18 protein-coding genes and 3 tRNA genes are annotated in these 19,458 nt (G+C 64.3%); 10 read left to right on the forward strand and 11 right to left on the reverse strand.

Annotated elements, in window-relative coordinates:
* Positions 1-11: 11 nt before the first annotated feature.
* Positions 12-800 carry a peptidoglycan recognition protein family protein gene (locus ACOX7T_RS07850; RefSeq protein WP_433441533.1) on the reverse strand — a complete coding sequence of 263 codons (789 nt, stop codon included), beginning with the start codon at positions 798-800 and terminating at the stop codon, positions 12-14.
* A gap of 201 nt (positions 801-1,001) precedes the next feature.
* Here ACOX7T_RS07850 and ACOX7T_RS07855 point away from each other — a divergent pair, with 201 nt between their 5' ends.
* The 8 genes from ACOX7T_RS07855 (at position 1,002) to ACOX7T_RS07890 (ending at position 9,091) form a co-directional block, all read left to right on the forward strand.
* A complete protein-coding gene (locus tag ACOX7T_RS07855; RefSeq protein ID WP_433441535.1) occupies positions 1,002-2,135 on the forward strand; it encodes an aldo/keto reductase in 1,134 nt (377 codons plus the stop codon).
* A gap of 539 nt (positions 2,136-2,674) precedes the next feature.
* On the forward strand, positions 2,675-3,427 hold the full coding sequence (larE, locus tag ACOX7T_RS07860) for an ATP-dependent sacrificial sulfur transferase LarE (RefSeq protein ID WP_433441537.1): 753 nt from the start codon (positions 2,675-2,677) through the stop codon (positions 3,425-3,427).
* 5 nt (positions 3,428-3,432) lie between these two features.
* Positions 3,433-4,227 carry a nickel pincer cofactor biosynthesis protein LarB gene (gene larB / locus ACOX7T_RS07865; protein ID WP_294550019.1) on the forward strand — a complete coding sequence of 265 codons (795 nt, stop codon included), beginning with the start codon at positions 3,433-3,435 and terminating at the stop codon, positions 4,225-4,227.
* Positions 4,224-5,576: a nickel pincer cofactor biosynthesis protein LarC gene (gene larC / locus ACOX7T_RS07870; RefSeq protein ID WP_433441540.1), complete on the forward strand. Its 1,353-nt coding sequence runs from the start codon at positions 4,224-4,226 to the stop codon at positions 5,574-5,576. Before larB ends, larC begins: the two co-directional genes overlap by 4 nt.
* The gene (locus ACOX7T_RS07875) at positions 5,569-6,096 is read left to right on the forward strand and encodes an FmdE family protein (RefSeq protein WP_433441542.1); all 528 of its coding nucleotides are present in this window, start codon (positions 5,569-5,571) and stop codon (positions 6,094-6,096) included. Before larC ends, ACOX7T_RS07875 begins: the two co-directional genes overlap by 8 nt.
* 52 nt (positions 6,097-6,148) lie before the next feature.
* A complete protein-coding gene (locus tag ACOX7T_RS07880; RefSeq protein ID WP_433441544.1) occupies positions 6,149-7,270 on the forward strand; it encodes an iron ABC transporter substrate-binding protein in 1,122 nt (373 codons plus the stop codon).
* Positions 7,263-8,339: a FecCD family ABC transporter permease gene (locus ACOX7T_RS07885; protein WP_433441546.1), complete on the forward strand. Its 1,077-nt coding sequence runs from the start codon at positions 7,263-7,265 to the stop codon at positions 8,337-8,339. Before ACOX7T_RS07880 ends, ACOX7T_RS07885 begins: the two co-directional genes overlap by 8 nt.
* The gene (locus ACOX7T_RS07890) at positions 8,336-9,091 is read left to right on the forward strand and encodes an ABC transporter ATP-binding protein (protein WP_433441548.1); all 756 of its coding nucleotides are present in this window, start codon (positions 8,336-8,338) and stop codon (positions 9,089-9,091) included. The genes ACOX7T_RS07885 and ACOX7T_RS07890 overlap by 4 nt, the downstream gene beginning before the upstream one ends.
* Positions 9,092-9,142: 51 nt before the next feature.
* On the opposite strand, the gene ACOX7T_RS07895 is transcribed toward ACOX7T_RS07890, so the two are convergent.
* Together ACOX7T_RS07895 and ACOX7T_RS07900 are read right to left on the reverse strand one after the other, a co-directional pair.
* Positions 9,143-9,859, reverse strand: a complete 717-nt coding sequence (locus tag ACOX7T_RS07895; protein WP_433441550.1) for a Bax inhibitor-1/YccA family protein — start codon at positions 9,857-9,859, stop codon at positions 9,143-9,145.
* Between the two features lie 123 nt (positions 9,860-9,982).
* Positions 9,983-10,228, reverse strand: a complete 246-nt coding sequence (locus tag ACOX7T_RS07900) for a hypothetical protein (RefSeq protein ID WP_433441552.1) — start codon at positions 10,226-10,228, stop codon at positions 9,983-9,985.
* A gap of 172 nt (positions 10,229-10,400) precedes the next feature.
* On the opposite strand from ACOX7T_RS07900, the gene ACOX7T_RS07905 reads away from it, so the two are divergent.
* Both ACOX7T_RS07905 and ACOX7T_RS07910 read left to right on the forward strand, forming a co-directional pair.
* A complete protein-coding gene (locus ACOX7T_RS07905; RefSeq protein ID WP_433441554.1) occupies positions 10,401-10,724 on the forward strand; it encodes a PadR family transcriptional regulator in 324 nt (107 codons plus the stop codon).
* A complete protein-coding gene (locus ACOX7T_RS07910) occupies positions 10,721-12,097 on the forward strand; it encodes a DUF2812 domain-containing protein (RefSeq protein WP_433441556.1) in 1,377 nt (458 codons plus the stop codon). Before ACOX7T_RS07905 ends, ACOX7T_RS07910 begins: the two co-directional genes overlap by 4 nt.
* A 139-nt stretch (positions 12,098-12,236) precedes the next feature.
* On the opposite strand, the gene ACOX7T_RS07915 is transcribed toward ACOX7T_RS07910, so the two are convergent.
* The 8 genes from ACOX7T_RS07915 to ACOX7T_RS07950 form a co-directional block, all read right to left on the reverse strand.
* Positions 12,237-12,312, reverse strand: a tRNA-Val gene (locus tag ACOX7T_RS07915).
* Between the two features lie 36 nt (positions 12,313-12,348).
* Positions 12,349-12,423 (reverse strand) — tRNA-Glu (locus tag ACOX7T_RS07920).
* Positions 12,424-12,461: 38 nt separating this feature from the next.
* Positions 12,462-12,538 (reverse strand) — tRNA-Met (locus ACOX7T_RS07925).
* Positions 12,539-12,638: 100 nt separating this feature from the next.
* Positions 12,639-13,328, reverse strand: coding sequence for a VanR-ABDEGLN family response regulator transcription factor (vanR, locus tag ACOX7T_RS07930; RefSeq protein WP_433441558.1), 690 nt, complete (start codon positions 13,326-13,328; stop codon positions 12,639-12,641).
* A 92-nt stretch (positions 13,329-13,420) separates the two neighbouring features.
* Positions 13,421-13,651 carry a phage-shock protein gene (locus ACOX7T_RS07935; protein ID WP_433441560.1) on the reverse strand — a complete coding sequence of 77 codons (231 nt, stop codon included), beginning with the start codon at positions 13,649-13,651 and terminating at the stop codon, positions 13,421-13,423.
* 129 nt (positions 13,652-13,780) lie between these two features.
* Complete coding sequence (locus tag ACOX7T_RS07940) at positions 13,781-17,482, reverse strand: phosphoribosylformylglycinamidine synthase (protein WP_433441562.1); 3,702 nt, start codon at positions 17,480-17,482, stop codon at positions 13,781-13,783.
* A 79-nt stretch (positions 17,483-17,561) separates the two neighbouring features.
* Complete coding sequence (locus tag ACOX7T_RS07945) at positions 17,562-19,121, reverse strand: peptide ABC transporter substrate-binding protein (RefSeq protein ID WP_433441564.1); 1,560 nt, start codon at positions 19,119-19,121, stop codon at positions 17,562-17,564.
* A complete protein-coding gene (locus tag ACOX7T_RS07950) occupies positions 19,118-19,438 on the reverse strand; it encodes a DUF6951 family protein (protein WP_433441566.1) in 321 nt (106 codons plus the stop codon). Before ACOX7T_RS07950 ends, ACOX7T_RS07945 begins: the two co-directional genes overlap by 4 nt.
* Between the last annotated feature and the right edge of the window lie 20 nt (positions 19,439-19,458).

Genomic DNA, 19,458 nt, shown 5'->3' on the forward strand with positions numbered 1-19,458 from the left:
ACTGTGGGCGGTCAGCCGCCCTGCTTCTCCATGCGCTCCAGAACCAGAGCTGCCTGCTCCCGGGTCAGGGCTGTCCGGGGAGCCGTGCCGTCAAACAGGCCGCTGGCTTTGGCCGTCTTCCAGGCCTCCTCCGCCCAAGTGCTGACAGGCTGGGCCGCCTGCTCCGCCTGCCATGCCTCCATGGCGGCGCGGAACATCTGGTTGAATGTCTCCTGGGTCATCTCCGCTTCCCCTCCCTTCATCTCTCTGGCTACATCGGCGCGGAACTGGTCCATACTTTTGCCGTGCTTGGGGAACCAGTGGCCTACGTCGGCGTGGTTGGAGGCGATGCCCAGAGCGCAGCCCTCCGCGTGATCCACCACCACCCCGGGCTCCAGCGGGTCCAGCCCATACCGGGCACAGAGCATGGCGGTCAGCTCCACCGCATTGCGGTACACTGCGGCGAAATAGGCGGCGTTCTTCTCCGGGTCGTAGCCCACCATGGTGCCGCCCTGGTAGGTGTGGCCGGCGGGCTCCAGAATTTCAAAGCTGATATGGGTGTTGTTGGCGGAGACACCGCCCCCCTTGGGCGCGCCCGCGTGCCAGCCCCGCCAGTTCCAGGGCAGGGTCTGGATGACCCCGTCCCTGCATACAAAGGCGTGGGCGCAGGCCTCCACCCCCGGCTGGTTCCATTTTTTCAGGAATACCTCCGGGTCGGGCTGGGCTACGCCGGTGGAGTGGACCATGACTCCCTTGGGAGTGATGGTCCGCCCCGCCTTCCAGCAGTCGCTGCCGGTGAGAATGCGTTCGGTCAGATTCATGTGCTTCCCTCCCCTCCAGAATATGCCGTCCCGCCCCGCTGTGTGGCATGTCCCCGTGCATCAGTCGAAAAAAATCCCGGGACAGCCGTCCCATACACCACTTGCAAGGGGTCACCGGCCTGCATTATAATAAGACTGCGGCTGTGCGCACGGAAACGCCGGCCAATCTCCGCCCAGAGGGCGGGCCACAGGGAGGTCAACATGGAGAAACGACATTTCGCGTCCATTGGGGAGGACATCTCCCTGCTGGGCTATGGCTGTATGCGCTTTCCCACCCGTAAGAGTGACGGTATGATCGCCGTCCGGGAGAGCCGCCGCCTGCTGGAGCGGGCCCACGAGGCAGGAGTCAACTACTTTGACACCGCTTGGAATTACCACAAGGGGGAGAGTGAGCCCTTCCTGGGGCAGGTGCTCTCCAAGTGGGACCGGAAGAGCTTCCACCTGGCCACCAAGCTGCCCACCTGGCTGGCCAAGTCAGCCTCCGACGCAGAGGATATTTTCACCCGCCAGCTCCAGCGCTGCCGGGTGGACTACTTTGATTTCTACCTGGCCCACAGCATTACCGCCGAGCACTATGCCACCTTCCAGGCCTCGGGGGCCTATCAGGTGCTCTCCCACGAGAAGGCCAAGGGCCGCATCCGCCGTCTTGGCTTCTCCTTCCACGACCGGCCCGAGCTGCTGGAGAAGATTCTGGACGACCACCAGTGGGATTTTGTCCAGCTTCAGCTCAACTACCTGGACTGGGATCTGCAGGACGCCAAGCGCCAGTACGAGATCGTCACCGAGCGGGGCCTGCCCGTTATCGTGATGGAGCCGGTGCGGGGCGGCGCCCTGGCCAGCCTGACCCCCGACGCCTGCTCCGTGCTGGAGGAGGCCGCACCGGGTAAGAGCGCCGCCTCCTGGGCCCTTCGGTATGCCGCCTCCCTGCCGGGGGTGATGACCGTGCTGTCCGGCATGTCGGCCATGGAGCAGGTGGAGGACAACATCGCCACCATGTCCCCCTTCCAGCCCCTCACGGAGGAGGACCGGGCCGTGCTGGCCAGAGCAGTGGAGGTCTACCGCTCCGCCGGCACCATCCCCTGCACCGGCTGCCGGTACTGCACCGACTGCCCCAAGCATGTGGACATCCCCCGCATCTTCGCCATCTACAACCAGTTCTGCGTGGACGGCAAAAAGAGCTCCTTCGACAACACCTGGGACCTGATTCCCGAGTCCATGCGGCCCGACCAGTGCGTCCGCTGCGGCCAGTGCGTGGACCGCTGCCCCCAGCACATCGCCATCCCCGATCGGATTGCGGAGGTGGCTGCTGCCGCCGCCGAGGCCGCCAAGGGCTGAAGTTTTCCACCCTCCGGAGATATTTTGTGGACAAAAAGCAGGACGCCCGGCGCACTGTGCGCGCCGGGCGTCCTGCTTTTGATTTGGAAGAGAGAGGAATAGAAGAGGGAGAAATGAAAAACTCATATTTTATATAGAAACACGGCCAACCGTGTTGTCTCTGGTCCGCCACAACAGCCCGAGGCGGTATCGGTGGTGTTCCTTTGCTGTGAGGATAAGATACCACGGCCGGGGCGGCAATTGTTGGACGGATTTTAAATAAGATATGAAGATTATGTAAACACCACCATTTTGTTTTCATTTCGTCTCTCTCAAAAGTGACATTTGTCTTGACTGCCTCAAAGCGGTCGTTTATACTGAGAAAGTCGGAGGTCAAGCGGCCTCCCTGGGGCCCAGAAGGGCCCCCTTACAGCATTTTTTCCTCTCCCCGGCCCAGCACACGGCAGAGCGCCGCGTAAGATGTCAGAAGACATGCCCCACTGTGGGTGTGTCTTTTTTTGTTGCTCCGGGCCGGATATTCTTTCCTCAGGAGGATATTTATGACCCTTCAGGACTTTTTCCGCGCAAATCCCAAGGCCGCCCTGGCCTTTTCCGGCGGCACGGACTCGGCCTATCTCCTCTGGGCGGCCAGTCAGTGGGCCGTGGACGTGAAGGCCTACTACGTCCACTCCCCCTTCCAGCCCGCCTTTGAGCTCTCCGACGCTAAGCGGCTGGCGGAGGAGCTGCACATGCCCATGACCGTGCTGGAGGCCGACGTGCTCTCCGTGCCCGGTGCGGCGGCCAACGGCCCCGACCGGTGCTACCACTGCAAGACCGCCCTGTTCACTCTCTTGAAGAACGCGGCCCTGGCCGATGGGTACACCCTCCTCATCGACGGCACCAACGCCTCGGACGACGCCGGGGACCGGCCCGGTATGCGGGCACTGAAGGAGCTGGCCGTCCGCTCCCCTCTGCGGGAGTGCAGCGTCACCAAGGCCGAGGTGCGGCAGCGGTCCAAGGATGCGGGGCTCTTCACCTGGGACAAGCCGGCCTACGCCTGCCTGGCCACCCGGGTGCCCACGGGCACAGCCATCACGCCGGAGGCCCTGACGGCGGTGGAGGGTGCGGAAAACGCCCTGGCCGCCCTGGGCTATCGGGATTTCCGGGTTCGTCTCTTCCACGGCGCGGCCAAACTTGAGCTGACGGAGGGCGATTTCATGAGAGCGGCAGGTGAGCGTGAGGCGGTCAAAGCCGCCCTTTCCCCCTGGTTCAAGACCGTACTGCTGGACTGCAATACACGGACGGGAGGCTGACAAATATGGACAACAAGCGGGATATTCTCTCTCTGCTCCGGTCGGTGGCGGCCGGGGAGTCCACCCCCGAGGACGCCCTGCTGGAGCTGAAGCTGTCCCCCTTTGAGGATTTAGGCTACGCCAAGGTGGATTACCACCGGTCGGTGCGCCAGGGCAATGCGGAGGTCATTTACGGCGCGGGCAAGACGCCGGAGCAGATTGTCGGCATTGTGGCCGCCATGCACAAGCGGGGCTGCGGCAATATTCTCATCACCCGCATCGGCCTGGAGGCTGCGGAGATGGTGAGCCGGACGGCGGAGCTGGACTATCACCCTGAAGCCAAGCTGGCGGTGGCCTGGCCCCGGCCGGACACCCCTTCCCTGGGCCACATCGTGGTGGCCACCGGGGGCACCAGTGACCTGCCGGTGGCCGAGGAGGCCGCCCTCACCGCCGAGGCCATGGGCAACCATGTCACCCGGCTGTACGACGTGGGCGTGGCGGGGCTCCACCGGCTGCTGTCCAAGCTGGACGTGCTCATGTCCGCCCGGTGCGTGGTGGCGGTGGCTGGCATGGAGGGCGCTCTTGCCAGCGTGGTGGGCGGTCTGGTGGACTGCCCGGTCATCGCCGTGCCCACCAGCGTGGGGTACGGCGCCTCCTTCCACGGCCTGTCCGCCCTGCTGTCCATGCTCAACTCCTGCGCCTCCGGCTCCGCCGTGGTCAATATCGACAACGGCTTCGGCGCCGGGTATCTGGCCAGCATGATCAATCAGATGGAGGGTCTGCCCTCCCAAGACCAACACAAGGAGGCTTCCCAGCCGTGAAAATTCTGTACCTGGAGTGCAACATGGGCGCGGCGGGCGACATGCTCATGTCCGCCCTCTACGAGCTGCTGCCCGACAAGGCGGCCTTTGTCAGCACCATGAATTCCCTGGGCCTGCCCGGGGTCACCCTGACCCCTCTGTCCGCCAAGACCTGCGGCATTGCGGGCACCCGGATGGAGGTGACCGTGGGCGGCCAGGAGGAGGAGTCCCACGACGTGCCAATGGCCGCCGCTGAGGGGCACATCCACGTCCACCCCCACGACCATGAGCATCATCACCACGACCACTGTCATCCGGAGAACCCCCACTGTCCCGGCCACGACCACTGCCACGAGCACCACCATGACCACCATGAGCATGAGCACGGCCATCACCACCATCACCACGCCTCTCCCGGCCATATCGCTTCTCTCATCGGCGGCCTGCCCCTGCCCGGGGAGGTAAAGGCCCACGCTCAGGCGGTATACGACGCCATCGCCGCCGCCGAGGCCAAGGCCCACGGCTGCCCGGTGGACCAGGTCCACTTCCACGAGGTGGGGGCCCTGGACGCGGTGGCCGACGTGGTGGGTGTGTGCTACGCCATGTATCTGCTCGCGCCCGACAAAATTGTGGCCTCCCCCGTCCACGTGGGCAGCGGCTTTGTCCGGTGCGCCCACGGAGTGGTGCCGGTGCCCGCTCCCGCCACCGCCTTCCTGCTGGAGGGCGTGCCCTCCTATGGCGGCGAGGTGAAGGGTGAGCTGTGCACTCCCACCGGGGCCGCTCTAGTGGCCCACTTCGCAAAGGAATTTGGACCCATTCCCGTCATGGCCACCCGCGGCGTGGGCTACGGCGTGGGCAAGAAGGAGTTTGAACGGGCCAACTGCGTCCGGGCCTTTTGGGGTGAGACGGCGGACGCCGCCAACGGCGAGATTGCCGAGCTGGTGTGCAACGTGGACGACATGACCCCCGAGGCCCTGTCCTACGCCTGCGCCCGGCTGCTGGAGGAGGGGGCTCTGGACGTGTACGCCACCCCCGGCGTGATGAAAAAGGGCCGTCCCGGCCATGTGATCACGGTGCTGTGTGACCCGGCCCGTGAGGAGCAGCTGGCCAAGGCCGTGCTGCGGGAGACTGCCACCAACGGCCTGCGGGTCCGTCGGTGGGACAAGTATTTCCTCACCCCCGGCCGGGAGACGGCAGAGACCCCCTTCGGTCCCATCCGCATCAAGACAGCCCAGGGCTGGGGCATTGCCCACCGCAAGCCGGAGTATGACGACGTGGCCGCCGCAGCCCACCGGGCAGGGGTTCCCTTCGCCCAGGTGTGGGAGGCGGCCCTGACTGGAACGAAAAAGGAGGAATCTGCCCATGAATGAGGCTCTTTGGAATAAATGCGCGGAATTTCACGGCCACAAGTGCCCCGGTCTGGCCACCGGCTTCCGGGTGGCCACCGAGGCCATGGCCAAGCTGGGTCTGGACGGCCCCGAGGCCGACGAGGAGCTGGTGTGCGTCACCGAGAACGACACCTGCGCCGTGGACGCGGTGCAGGTGATCACCGGCTGCACCATGGGCAAGGGCAACTTGCTCTACCGTGGCACCGGAAAGATGGTCTTTACCTTCTACTGCCGCAAGAGCGGCAGAGGCCTGCGGGTGGCGGTGAAGCCCGGTGACCGGACCATGGACCGGCCTGCCCGGCAGAACTGGCTGCTCACCGCCCCGGTGGAGGAGGTACTCTCCTTCTCCGAGCCCACCCGGCCCGTACCCGAGAAGGCCCGCATCTTCGGCAACGTGACCTGCGCCCAGTGCGGCGAGACGGTCCCTGAGCACAAGGCCCGGCTCCACCAGGGTGAGTTGCTCTGTCTGGACTGCTTCCAGCCCTACGACCGCGGGTGGTAAACAGCTTTTTCACCACCTTTCCCCTTCCAACCCCATATAAAGGAGTTTTCCCATGAAAAAGCGAATCCGTCTCCCCGCTCTGCTGCTCTCCCTGCTGCTTCTGGCCGGATGCGCCGCCGCGCCCACCGGCTCCTCCCCCGCTCCGTCCGCTTCTCCGGAGCAGACCACCGGAACAGGCGATACCCGCACCATCACCGACGCCGCCGGGCGGCAGGTGGAGATTCCCGGGACCGTGTCCTCTGTTGTGTGCGTGGGTGTGTGCACTCTGCGGTACACCACCTATCTCCAGGCCCAGGACCTGGTGGTGGGCGTGGAGAGCGACGAGGTGGGCGTGCCCATCACCAAACCCTTCAGCTACTTCAATCAGGACCTGTTTGCCTCCCTGCCCGTCACCGGCAACAATGGCGAGACCTATGACGAGGAGATTTTGAAAGTCAATCCCGACGTGATCATCGCCAACACCGACGCCGACAGCGCCCAGGCCCTCCAGGACAGGACCGGCATCCCGGTGGTGGTGGTGCCCCTCAACGAGGGCATGTTTGACGACAACGTGTTCCAGATTCTCTCCATTCTGGGGAAGGTCTACCACAAGGAGGACCGGGCCGAGGAGCTCTCGGACTACCTGAAGGGCATCCAGTCCGACCTGGCGGAGCGCACCGCCGGGGTTGCCGACGAGGACAAGCCCATGGTGTACGTCTCCGGCGTGTCCTTCAAGGGCTCCCACGGCTTTGAGGGCACCGAGGCGGGATACGCCCCCCTGGCGGCCCTGAATGGGGTGAATCTGGCGGACACCACCGGCCAGAGCGGCGCCTTCAGCCTGGACCCGGAGCAGGTGCTCACCTGGGACCCGGACGTGATTTTTGTGGACTTCAACGGCCTGTCCCTCATCAATGAGGACTACGCCTCCAACCCGGATTTCTACAACAGCCTCACCGCCGTGAAGGAGGGCCGGGTGTACAGCCAGATCTCCTTCCGGTACAGCGCCACCAACACCGAGCTGGCTCTGGCCGACGCCTACTACATGGGCAAGGTGCTCTACCCGGAGCAGTTTGCCGACGTGGACATTGCCGCCAAGTTCGACGAGATTTTTGAGACCATGCTGGGGGTGGAGGACGCCTACGCCCAGTATCAGGCCGCAGGCTACGAATTCAGGGAGATGACCCTGGGTGGCTAAGGGCGCGGACGCGGTGCGCCTGAGCGCGCCGGAGGCCTACTCCCGCCACCGGGCCAGGAATATCGGCGTCCTGCTGGCCCTGTGCGGTGTGCTGCTTCTGGCGGCCCTGCTGTCTCTCCGTGCCGGGTCCTACAATACGCCGGTGCTGGAGCTCATCAAGGGCATCGCAGGCAAGGCGGAGGACAACAGCATCAACATCGTGGTGCGCAACATGCGTCTGCCCCGCATCTGCACCGCCATTCTGGGCGGCGCCGGGCTGGGTGTGGCCGGTGTGGTGCTCCAGTCGGTGCTGCGCAATCCCCTGGCCTCCTCCAGCACCCTGGGTATCTCCCAGGGCGCCGGATTCGGCGCCGCCTTCGCCATCATCGTGCTGGGCGCCGGGCTCCAGGCGGGCGGCGGCGTCACCTTCTCCAACCCGGCCCTCATCGGCCTGTGCGCCTTCGCCGGCAGCATTGCCGTGTCGGTGCTCATTCTGGCCCTGTCCCGCCTGCGGCAGATTACCCCTGAGGCCATGGTGCTCTCCGGCGTGGCCCTCAGCTCCCTGTTCTCCGGAGCCACCACGCTCCTGCAGTACTTTGCCGACGAGGTGCAGCTCACCTCCCTGGTCTTCTGGACCTTCGGCGACCTGGGCCGCACCGGCTGGGATGAGGTGGGCATTATGGCGGCGGTGGTGTCCGCCGCGGGGCTCTATTTCTTCTTCAACCGCTGGAACTACAACGCCCTGGAGAGCGGCGAGCAGACTGCCGTCAGCCTGGGCGTCAACGTGAGCCGCCTGCGGATTGTCAACGTGCTCATCTGCTCGGTGGTGGCGGCGGTGGTGGTGTCCTACGTGGGCATCATCAACTTCATCGGCCTGGTGGCCCCCCACATTGTCCGCCGTTTCCTGGGCAACAACTACTGCTATCTCATCCCCGGCTCCGCCCTCATGGGGGCCGTGCTGCTACTGCTGGGGGACCTGGTGGCCCGGAACGTGGTGGCCCCGGTGGTGCTGCCCATCGGCGCCATCACCTCCTTCCTGGGGGCTCCCCTGTTCCTCTACCTGCTGTTCAAAGGACGGAACCGCTCATGATGACTGTGGAACATCTGAATTTCTCCTACCGGTGCGGCCGGCAAATCCTCCATGACGTGTCCTTTGAGGCCCGCAGCGGGGAGTGTCTGGCTATTCTGGGCAACAACGGTGCAGGCAAGAGCACCCTGCTCAAGTGCTTCAGCCATATTTTAAAGCCCCAGTCCGGTTCGGTACGGGTGGACGGGGCCGAGCTGCTCACCATGTCCCACGGGGAGATGGCCCGGAACGTGGCCTTTGTGGCCCAGAATCCCCCGGCCAGCCATTTGACGGTGTACGACATGCTGCTGCTGGGCCGCAAGCCCTACATGAAGTGGGGGGCCACGGCGGAGGACTACCGCCTGGTGGACGGGATGCTGTCCGCCCTGGGCCTGGAGGACATGGCCGTCCGGCCCATGGACCGGCTGTCCGGCGGCGAGCAGCAGAAGATCATGCTGGCCCGCGCCCTGGTGCAGCAGCCCAAGGTGCTGCTGCTGGACGAGCCCACCAGCAACCTGGACCTGCACAACCAGTACGAGGTGCTCTCCCTGGTGCAGAAGCTGTGCCGGGAGCGGAACATCGCCGCCGTCATGGTCATCCACGACCTGAACCTGGCCCTGCGGTACTGCGACCGCTTTCTCCTGCTCCATGGCGGCCGGGTCCACGCCTTCGGTGACGCGTCGGTGGTCAGCGAGGAGAACATCCGGGACGTGTACAACGTCAATGCCCGGGTGTGCCGGGTGGACGGCATTCCCGTGGTGGTGCCGGTGTGCTGAATATGAAAACATGCCCCTGCGCCCATGGGCGCAGGGGCATGTTTTGTCTTGTCAGTTCCGGCGTCTGCCCAGGAAGCGGAGCAGATAGAGGAACAGGTTGATGAAATCCAGGTAGAGCTGGAGAGCGGAGAAGATGGAGGCCTTGGCCGCCATCTCGGGGTCGTGGCCGTAGTAGGCGTGGAAGGCCTTGATCTTCTGGGTGTCGTAGGCGGTGAAGCCCAGGAAGATGGCAATGCCGATGAGGCAGTAGATCCGGTCCATGGCCGCAAGGCCGGGAATGAACATGGACAGGAAGGCAAAGACCAGCAGGAAGATGAGTCCGCCCATCAGCACGGTGCGGATGCGGGACAGGTCGGCCTTGGTGGCGTAGCCGAAGGCGGCCATGGCGCCGAAGTACAGGGCGGTGACGCCGAACACAATCACCAGACTCATCACGTCAAAGATGACGAAGTAGACCGAGAAGGTCACGCCGGTGAGGGCGGCGTAGGCGAAAAACAGGAAGCGGGCCGCCGGCACGGACAGGCTGTGAACCCGTGCGGAGAGCACCAGCACCACCACCAGCTGGGCGATGAGCAGTCCGATATAGGTGAAGGTGTTGAACAGGAGCAGGAAGCTGAAGCCGGTGATATACCCGGCGATGGCCACGCCGAAGGTGACGGCCAGGCCGGCGAACATCCAGAGGAAGGTACGGGCGGTGTAACGGCCCACGGTCTCCACCATGCCGTAGCTGCCGTACCCCTCCTGGGTATAGTAGTTGTTTTCGTACACGGACAATTCTCCTTTCCCCGTGAGAAAATTCCTCTGGCACAGCCGGAAGGTCACGGGATTCTGCCGTTAGTATACACGGTTTCCCTGTAAAAGAAAAGTGTCATCAGGGGAAAACTGTCCCCGTCAGACGCCGAACCGGGCGACAAGGCCCCGCAGAACGATAATCACGCCCGCCAGGCGCATGTACAGCGCCACTCTGGGGTTTCTCGCGTTCTCGGGCCACACCGGGTGGATGACAAACAGCAGACCGTAGATGATCCAGCCGATATTGGCGCACACCGCTATTTTCGTGACAGTGGCGCACACAAAGCCCGCCATCAGAATGACTACGCCTAGAATCAGCTGATTTCTAAAGTCTAATTTTCCCATTTTTGTTCTCCTTTTGGCCGAAAAACGGTCCTTTCCCACTCTCTTTATACCATATTCGTGTCCATATGGCAACAGCTCCGCTGTTTTCTCCATTTTGCCGCATTGACTTTCTCGATATTCGAGTTATAATGGAATTGAAAAAACTCGATAATCGAGAAAGGAGAGAGCCGCCATGCCGCGGGAGAAATTCAAGACCCTCACCGAGCAGATGTTTTATATCCTGCTCTGCCTGCGCCGGGAGCGCCGGGGGTCGGACATTCTGGAGGCGGTGCGTGCCCTCACCGAGGGCCGGGTGACCATCGGCTCAGGCACCCTGTACGACCTGCTGGAGCAGTTCCTGGCGGCGGGGGTGATTCAGGAGACCGAGGCAGCAGGTCGCCGCCGGAGCTACATCATCACAGATAAGGGACGGGAGATGCTGGACCGGGAGTACCGGCGGCTCCGGAGCCAGACAGAGGACTATGACCGTGTTTTGAGAGAGGAGGCACAGGAATGAGCAAGACCAGACGCTGTTTTACCAACCTCTCCTTTTACGACCAAAAGGGGATTGAGAAGAAGCTGGAGCAGATGGCCGCCCAGGGCTGGATGATCCACCAGCCCGGCGGACTGCTCTGGACCTACCGGAAAATCCGGCCCCAGCAGCTCCGCTTTGCCGTCACCTACTTCCCCAGCGCCTCGGAGTTTGACCCCCACCCCAGCCAGCGGCAGCTGATGAAGGAGGACTTCTGCGCCCAGGACGGCTGGGAGCTGGCGGCCCGTTGGGACGCCATGCAGATTTTTTACACCAACCGGGCGGACGCCGTGCCCATCGACACCGACCCGGTGACCCAGGTGGAGACCATCCACCGCACCATGTCCAAGCGGGTGCTCACCGCTCAGCTCCTGTCCCTGGCCCTCTACCTGTTCGTTCTGGTGTACCAGCTCCGTCAGCTGTGGCGGAACCCGGTGGATTACCTGTCCACTCCGTCCTATCTGTCCCCCCTCCCCTTGTGGATGCTGCTGGTGGTATTCCCCCTCTATGAGCTGATCCACTACTTTCTCTGGCACCGGCGGGCAAAGCAGGCCGCTGAGCAGGGCGTTTTCCTGCCCGTCCACACCAATCGGCCGTTGGGCTGGTGCCTGCTGGCCGTGGCCATTTTGCTCCTGATTCTCTCACTGGCGGGCTCTGTCCGCAAGTTCTTGTTCCTGGCGGTGTGGGCAGCGGTTATCGTGGCGATGGGCCTGCTGGGCCGCTGCCTGTCCAGATGGCTGAAAAAGCGTGGTGTCTCCCGTAGGGTCAATCAGGTGGTCACCATGGGCTGTGTTCTGCTGTTGACCGTGGCAGGGCTGGCAGGCTTCACCGCCGGCATTCTCACCGGCCTGCTCTCCTTTGGCGACAGCCGCCAGCCGGTGGGCAGCTACCAGTGGGGTAATATTACCTGGGACATCTACGACGATCCCATGCCCCTGACGGTGGAGGACCTGGTGGAGACAGACACCCAGTACTCCAGGGAGGCCGACTGTCAGGAAACCTTCCTTCTCTCCCGGTGTGAGTATGAACAGCGGCCTCTCTTTAACCAGGACGAGCGGGACTATCAGCTCAGCTACACCGTCACCGACGTCAAGCTGCCCTTCCTCTATGATTTCATCTGCCAGAGCCTGCTGAAAGAGCGGCAGGACGAGGTCATCGATGACTATGTGTTTGTGGACCACTACGAGCCCATTGACGCCGCTCCCTGGGGCGCTCAGGCGGCCTATCAGGTTCAGCGGGACGACGGTTCCCGGGATACCTACCTCATCTGCTGGGAGAGCCGCATGGTGGAAATTACCTTCTACTGGACTCCCACCCCGGAGCAAATCCGTACCGCCGGGGAGATTCTGGGCGGCTGACATGTCCCTGTAAACAACAAAAGCACCTGAATCCGTGGCTTCAGGTGCTTTTTACTGACGTCTGCCCGCCGAACAGGTCGGTGTTTCCCTTCTTCCGGAAAAGCAAAAACAGCCACGTCGTTTGACGTGACTGTTTTTGTGGTGGAGACAACAGAACTCGAATCTGTGACCTTCCGCGTGTGAGGCGGACGCTCTACCAGCTGAGCTATGCCTCCATATCTGGTATGTCCGGTCATGCCCCATGAAGGGGTTGGTGACCCGGACGGGAATCGAACCCGTGTTACCGCCGTGAAAGGGCGGTGTCTTAGCCGCTTGACCACCGGGCCGTCTGCACAGGATGGGAACCCATCCTGTTAGATTTTTATGGTAGCGGCACCTGGATTCGAACCGGGGACACTGCGGGTATGAACCGCATGCTCTAGCCAACTGAGCTATGCCGCCATGTAACCCCGTCGAACAGGGCAGGATTTATTATATCCGACGCTCCCCGGTTTGTCAACGTTTTTTTCGAATTTTCTTTCAAAAATTTTTCAGGCTGCCTTCAGTCGATTTTATACCCCACGCCCCACACGGTTTTGATGAACCGGGGATTGCGGCCCGGCTCTCCCATCTTCTCCCGCAGGCGGCGGATGTGGACCATAACGGTGTTGTTCCGGTCCAGATACTTCTCCCCCCACACGCTCTCAAACAGCTTCTCGGCGGAGATGACCTGCCCCCGGTTCTCGCAGAGCATCCACAGGATGTCAAACTCCAGCGGGGTCAGATTCAGGGGCTTGTCATACAGGGTGCACTCGTGGGTGGAGCGGTTGATGACCAGGCCGTTGAAGTCGATGATATCCCCCACAGGCCGGTCGTTCTCGTTGTAGTGGGTGTACCGCCGCAGCTGGGCCTTCACCCGGGCCACCAGCTCCAGGGGGTTGAAGGGCTTGGTCATGTAGTCGTCGGCGCCTATGGTCAGGCCGGTGATCTTGTCCATGTCCTCGGTGCGGGCGGTGAGCATGAGGACGGGAAAATGGTGCTCCCGGCGGATCTCCCCACAGAGGGTAAAGCCGGAGATGTCGGGCAGCATCACGTCCAGGATGGCCAGGTCCAGCGGCTCCCGGTTCACGCACTGGAGGGCGTCGGCTCCGGTGCCGCACTTGAACACAGTGAACCCCTCGCTCTTGAGATAGACCTCCACCAGGTCGGCAATCTCGGGCTCATCGTCCACCACCAGAATATTGGCCTTCATCGCGGGCTCCCTCCTTTTTCTAAGATTATATCCGCCGGTCAAGACCCAAGTCAAGACCGGCGGATATTCGTAAGGAAATGTTCAGATTCTGCTCAGAAAATCCAGCGGATCAGGCCGGAGAGGAGAAAGGCCACCACGGCGGGCATAAAGTTCTCCCAGCGCATGGGCTTTTCGGTGAGGGCCTTCACCAGCAGCACCACGCCGGCCACAGCCAGAGCCCAGGGGGCCAGGGACAGAATGATCATCACCGGCACGCTGAGGATGGTCAGTATCAGAGCCAAAACCACAATGGCCACGGTGCAGCCCACAATCAGAGTAACCATAAGAGCGCCTCCTTTGTCTTGTTGGGGAGATTGTACCACTGCAATCTTAAATCCCCCATGGAGGAAGGATTAAAAAAGGATAAAAACCGGGGCGCCGGGAAACCCGGCGCCCCTGAAGCTGCACGTATCTTATTTGAAGTACTCCGCACCGCTCTCAAAGAGGGGCTGGTGCTTGTCGCCGGGGATGTTGCGGGCAACCCAGGGGCCGCGGCGCTCACTGTGGCCCATCTTGCCGAACACCCGACCGTCGGGGGAGAAAATGCCCTCCACCGCCTCCATGGAGCCGTTGGGGTTGACAGTGATGTCCATGGAGGGCACACCAGCGGCGTCCACATACTGGGTGGCCACCTGGCCTTTGGCGATGAGGTCCTTCAGCAGGCCCTCGGGAGCCACAAAGCGGCCCTCGCCGTGGGAGACGGGGATGGCGTGGAGGTCGCCCACCTGGCTCTTGAGCATCCAGGGGGAGTTGACGCTGGCCACCCGGGTGGTGACGTACCGGCTCTGGTGGCGGCCGATGAGGTTATAGGTCAGGGTGGGGCAGGTGTCGTCCATGGGACGGATCTCGCCGTAGGGCACCAGACCCAGCTTGATGAGAGCCTGGAAGCCGTTGCAGATGCCCAGCATCAGGCCGTCACGGTGCTTGAGCAGGTCGTGGACGGCGTCGGTGATGGGTCCACTGCGGAAGAAGGAGGCAATGAACTTGCCGGAGCCGTCGGGCTCGTCGCCGCCGGAGAAGCCGCCGGGCACCACGATCATCTGGCTGCGGCGGATGGCCGCCTCCAGGGCCTGGGCGGACTCACGGAGCTGCTCGGTGCCGCCGTTGCGCACCACCAGGATCTCCGGCTCAATACCGGCCCGCAGGCAGGCGGCGGCGGTGTCGTACTCGCAGTTGGTGCCGGGGAAGACGGGGATGACAGCGCGGGGCCGGGCCGTCTTGTGGGCGCAGACCGCGGGAGAGCGGCCGGTCCAGGAGATGGGCTCCACCTTGCCGGGGGTGCCGGCCCGGGTGGGATAGACCTCCTCCAGCACGCCCTCGCTGATGGCGAGCAGCTGGTCCACGGTGACCGACTCGCCGCCCAGGAAGATGCTGGCCGCGTCGGTGGTGTGTCCCACCAGCATGCCGCCGGGCACAGGGCCGTCGCACTCGGCCAGGATAGCGCCGCATCTGCCGGAGTAGAACAGGCTGCTCTCAGCGGAGGGCTCGGCGGTGAAGCCGACCCGGTTGCCGAAGGACATCTTCATAATGCCCTCGGCCAGGCCGCCGCTGCCTACGGCCCAGGCGGAGCACACCTTGCCCGCCTGGCACAGGTCATGGAAGGTCTCCCAGGTCTTTTTCAGGCTGTCGTAGTCGTCATAGGCCACGCTCTGGAACAGGTAGACCGGGTGTCCGCCCGCCTTGAACTCGGGGGAGATGACCTCTCCGGCCTTGGCGGGGGCAATGGCGAAGGACACCAGGGTGGGGGGCACGTCCAGATCCAGGAAGGAGCCGGACATGGAGTCCTTGCCGCCGATGGCGGCCACACCCAGCTTCAGCTGGGCACGCAGGGCGCCCAGCAGGGCCTGGAAGGGCTTGCCCCACCGCTCCGGGTCGGTGCGCAGCTTCTCAAAGTACTCCTGGAAGGTGAGGTAGGCCTTTCTGTAATCGCAGCCGGAGGCCACCAGCCGGGCCAGGGACTCCACCACGGAGGCCTGGGCGCCGCCGAAGGGGTCACGGGCCATACGGTCGGGGTCAAAGCCCCAGGCCATGACGGAGCAGGTGTCGGTCTCGTGGCCGGGGCCCACGGGGAACAGGGCGGCCATGGCTTGGGCGGGGCTGGTCTGGCAGGCGCCGCCGAAGGGCATGAGCACGCTGCCTGCGCCGATGGAGCCGTCAAACCGCTCGCCCAGACCGCGCTGGGTGGCCAGCTTCAGCTGGGCGGCCAGCTGGGCCAGGCGGGAGGGGTGCAGCTCAGTCTCGTGGGCCTTGCGGGCGGGGACGGTGACGGTGATGTGCTTGTCCGCGCCGTTGGAGGACAGGAAGGCCCGGGACAGGCTGGCCACGGTCTGACCGTTCCAGGTCATGACCATGCGGGGGTCCTCGGTGACGGTGGCCACCTGATAGGCCTCCAGGTTCTCGCTCTCAGCGGCGGCAATGAAGGCGGCGGCGTCCTGGGGCGCCACCACCACAGCCATCCGCTCCTGGCTCTCGGAGATGGCCAGCTCGGTGCCGTCCAGGCCGTCGTACTTCTTGCGCACCGCGTCCAGGCTGATGGACAGGCCGTCGGCCAGCTCGCCGATGGCCACGCTGACGCCGCCGGCGCCGAAGTCGTTGCAGCGCTTGATGAGGCGGGTCACATCACCCCGGCGGAAGAGCCGCTGGATCTTCCGCTCCTCGGGGGCGTTGCCCTTCTGGACCTCGCTGGCCATGGTGTCCAGGCTCTCCAGGTTGTGGCTCTTGGAGGAGCCGGTGGCGCCGCCGATGCCGTCGCGGCCGGTGCGGCCGCCCAGCAGGATGACCACGTCGCCGGGGGCGGGGCACTCCCGCACCACGTGCTCCGCCGGAGCGGCGGCCACCACGGCGCCCAGCTCCATGTGCTTGGCCACGTAGCCGGGGTGGTAGATCTCGGACACCTGGCCGGTGGCCAGGCCGATCTGGTTGCCGTAGGAGGAGTAGCCGGCGGCGGCGGTCTGGGCGATCTTGCGCTGGGACAGCTTGCCGCTCAGGGTCTGGTCCAGGGGGGTGCGGGGGTCGCCGCAGCCGGTGATGCGCATGGCCTGGTACACATAGGCCCGGCCGGACAGGGGGTCACGGATGGCGCCGCCGATGCAGGTGGCCGCGCCGCCGAAAGGCTCAATCTCGGTGGGGTGGTTGTGGGTCTCGTTCTTGAACATGAGGAGCCAGTCCTGCTCCTCTCCGTCCACGGTGGCGGTGACGTGGACCGAGCAGGCGTTGATCTCCTCGCTCTCGTCCAGGCCGGTGAGCACGCCCCGCTTCTTGAGCACCTTGGCGCCCAGGGTGGCCATGTCCATCAGAGTCTGGGGCCGGACGGCGGCCTTCTCGGGGCCGTAGACCTCCTCGCGGGCGGCCAGGTACTCCTGATAGGCCTGGGCCACCTCGTTGTCCACAATCTCAGCCTTGTCGATGTGGGTGCCGAAGGTGGTGTGGCGGCAGTGGTCGGACCAGTAGGTGTCCACCACACGCAGCTCGGTGACGGTGGGGTCCCGCTTCTCCTCGTCCCGGAAGTAGGCCTGCATGAACTTCAGATCGTTGAGATCCATGGCCAGACCGTACTCCCCCAGCATGGCGCTGAGGGCGGTCTCGTCCATGGCGGTGAAGCCGTTGATGGTCCTGACAGCGGAGGGCGCGGGATAATCCTGGGCCAGGGTGGCGGGCTTGTCCATGGCCGCCTCCCGGCACTCCACCGGGTTGATGAGATAGCCTTTGATCCGCTTCAGATCTCTCTCGGTGAGTTCACCCATAAGGACATAGACCTTGGCGCAGGCCACCCGGGGCCGCTCACCGCCGGTGAGGAGCTGGATGCACTGTTGGGCGGAGTCGGCCCGCTGGTCATACTGGCCAGGCAGGGCCTCCACCGCCAGAACGGTGCACATACCGCCGGGGGCGGGCATGTTCTCTTCATAAAACGCGTCGCACTGGGGCTCGGAGAACACCGTGTCCCGCGCGGCCTGCCAGGCAGCCTGGTCCAGCCCGTCCACGTCGTACCGGTTGAGAATCCGCAGTCCGGTGAGGGCGGAAATGCCCAGCTGCTCCCGCAGCTCCCGCATCACGCCCATGGACTCCACGTCAAATCCGGGCCGCTTCTCCACATAGCAGCGGAAGACCTGTTCCATCTTCATTCCTCCAACAAATCAATTCTCTCTGGTTCTCTCTGTGTATCTTCAATGCCCGCCGGGGCAGTGAATCCGTTTATCAGCCGTTGCCCATCTCCCAGCCCGTCAGGCCGTAAAACACATTCTGCTGGGTGGGAGACAGGCCGGTCAGGCTGCCCCAGTGGGTGAGCACCGACCAGTTTTTAAAGCAGATGGGGGTAAAGGGCGCCGTCTCCGCCAGGTGGGTGTACAGCGCAGAGGCCGCTGCCTCCCGCTGTCCCTCCCCTGCCGCCCGGAAGGCGGTCAGCAGGGTCTGGGCGTCGGCGTCGCTGTATTTGCCGTAGTTCAGGGCCCCGTCGGGGGCAATGAGGGCGGTCAGGTCAAAGTCTCCGGTGAGCTTGACCTCCCCCAGGTACAAATCAAATTCCCCTGCCGTCAGGGCGGCCACATAGTCCTCCCAGGACAGCTTGTCCAGCTGCACCGTAATGCCCAGCTTACCCAGCCCCTGGGCCAGGTACTCGGCAGCGGAAACCTTGTAGGTGTTGTCCGTGTTGACGATAAAGCGCAGGCTCAGGTTCTGCCAGCCGTTGGTGCGCAGGCCGTCGGCCCCCAGGCTCCACCCGGCCTCCTCCAGCAGCTGTTCCGCCGTCTGGGGGGCGTACTCCAGAGTCCCGGCCAGGGTCCCGTCGTACAGGGGACTCGCGGGCGACACGGGCAGAGCCGCCGCCTGGGCGTGCTGGGACAGGATGGACTTGGTCACCGCCGTGCGCTCGTAGCCGTAGGACAGGGCCTTGCGCAAGTCCTGGTCGGCGCAGGGGCCGGAGGCGGTGTTGTAGCCTATGTAGAGCATCACCGACGTGGCGTAGTCCCACACCTCGTAGGTGCCTGAATAGCCCAGGGCGTTGGAGCCGGTGATGTCCAGGGCGACCAGGGAGATGTCCTGGGTGTCAAAGGCGTGGATCATGCCGTCGGCCTCCCGCACGTTGTAGAGGGGGATGCGCTCCAGAGGTACCTTCTCCCCCTTCCACCAGCCGTCCCTGGCCTCCAGGGCCAGGCTGTCCCCCTCGCCGGTGAGGACGTAGGGCCCGGTGCCCAGGGGCGTGCCCCCGGTCTCCTTGACGATGGGGATGTCCAGCAGGGCGGGCAGGGCGCCGTTGGGCGCGGACAGGGTGATGGTCACTGTCTTCCCCTCACCCGCCCCGATGCCGGTGACGCCGGTAAAGCGTCCGGCGTAGGGGGAGCCGGCCCCCATGGCCAGCTGGAGGGAGTACACCACGTCGGAGGCGGTCAGCAGGCTGCCGTCGGAAAAGGTGACACCCTCCCGCAGGGTAAAGGTCCAGATAAGCCCGGTCTCGTCGGTCTGGGCGGAGGCGCACAGCACCGGTGACGGGGTAAAGCTCTGGTCCAGCTCATAGAGCCCCTCGTACATCAGGGGGGCCAGGGTCAGGTTGGTCCGGTTGCCGCCGGTGATGGGGTGAAAGGACTGGTCACCGTAGCAGGGCAGCACAAACTCCCTCCGCTCGGTCTGGGGCTGCTGGGCCGTCTGGGTGGGGGCGGGGGTGGTGGGGACGGGGGTCTCCTCCGACGTCTCCGGGGCGCAGGCGGCGCAGCTGAGCAGCAGGGCCCCGCTCAGCAGCAGGGCGGCCAGGCGGCCCCTCACAGGAAGGTGAAGGAGGCGTCCCGGGGCAGGGCCAGCCCGCTCTCCGCCTCGGCGCATTTCAGGATGCCCGCCACCACCGGGCAGGCGGCGTGGCCCGGGAAATGGGTCCGGGCATAGTCATACAGAGGCCCCTCCCCCGGCTTCTTCAGGCACAGCTCATAGCTGTCGAAGGTATCCCCCAGGTCCTCCAGCATCTTCTGCACGCTCTTACAGCCGGAAGCCACTTTCAGCCGCACAGCACCCTCGTCCTCGTCAAAGTCGGCCTCCACCACGGCGGTAAAGCCGCACACGCCCGGTTCAATCTTCAATTTCTTCATAGTGCGTCCCCCTGTTCCTG

This window comes from Pseudoflavonifractor sp. (assembly GCF_050943825.1).
Lineage (GTDB): Bacteria > Bacillota > Clostridia > Oscillospirales > Oscillospiraceae > Pseudoflavonifractor.

Bases quoted from the DNA above. Each gene is read 5' to 3' on its own strand.
- vanR (WP_433441558.1), bottom strand. From the start codon at position 13,328: ATGAAGGCCAATATTCTGGTGGTGGACGATGAGCCCGAGATTGCCGAC.
- larE (WP_433441537.1), top strand. From the start codon at position 2,675: ATGACCCTTCAGGACTTTTTCCGCGCAAATCCCAAGGCCGCCCTGGCC.
- ACOX7T_RS07890 (WP_433441548.1), top strand. From the start codon at position 8,336: ATGATGACTGTGGAACATCTGAATTTCTCCTACCGGTGCGGCCGGCAA.
- larB (WP_294550019.1), top strand. From the start codon at position 3,433: ATGGACAACAAGCGGGATATTCTCTCTCTGCTCCGGTCGGTGGCGGCC.
- ACOX7T_RS07880 (WP_433441544.1), top strand. From the start codon at position 6,149: ATGAAAAAGCGAATCCGTCTCCCCGCTCTGCTGCTCTCCCTGCTGCTT.
- ACOX7T_RS07900 (WP_433441552.1), bottom strand. From the start codon at position 10,228: ATGGGAAAATTAGACTTTAGAAATCAGCTGATTCTAGGCGTAGTCATT.
- ACOX7T_RS07875 (WP_433441542.1), top strand. From the start codon at position 5,569: ATGAATGAGGCTCTTTGGAATAAATGCGCGGAATTTCACGGCCACAAG.
- ACOX7T_RS07910 (WP_433441556.1), top strand. From the start codon at position 10,721: ATGAGCAAGACCAGACGCTGTTTTACCAACCTCTCCTTTTACGACCAA.
- ACOX7T_RS07950 (WP_433441566.1), bottom strand. From the start codon at position 19,438: ATGAAGAAATTGAAGATTGAACCGGGCGTGTGCGGCTTTACCGCCGTG.
- ACOX7T_RS07940 (WP_433441562.1), bottom strand. From the start codon at position 17,482: ATGGAACAGGTCTTCCGCTGCTATGTGGAGAAGCGGCCCGGATTTGAC.
- ACOX7T_RS07850 (WP_433441533.1), bottom strand. From the start codon at position 800: ATGAATCTGACCGAACGCATTCTCACCGGCAGCGACTGCTGGAAGGCG.
- ACOX7T_RS07935 (WP_433441560.1), bottom strand. From the start codon at position 13,651: ATGGTTACTCTGATTGTGGGCTGCACCGTGGCCATTGTGGTTTTGGCT.
- ACOX7T_RS07905 (WP_433441554.1), top strand. From the start codon at position 10,401: ATGCCGCGGGAGAAATTCAAGACCCTCACCGAGCAGATGTTTTATATC.
- ACOX7T_RS07855 (WP_433441535.1), top strand. From the start codon at position 1,002: ATGGAGAAACGACATTTCGCGTCCATTGGGGAGGACATCTCCCTGCTG.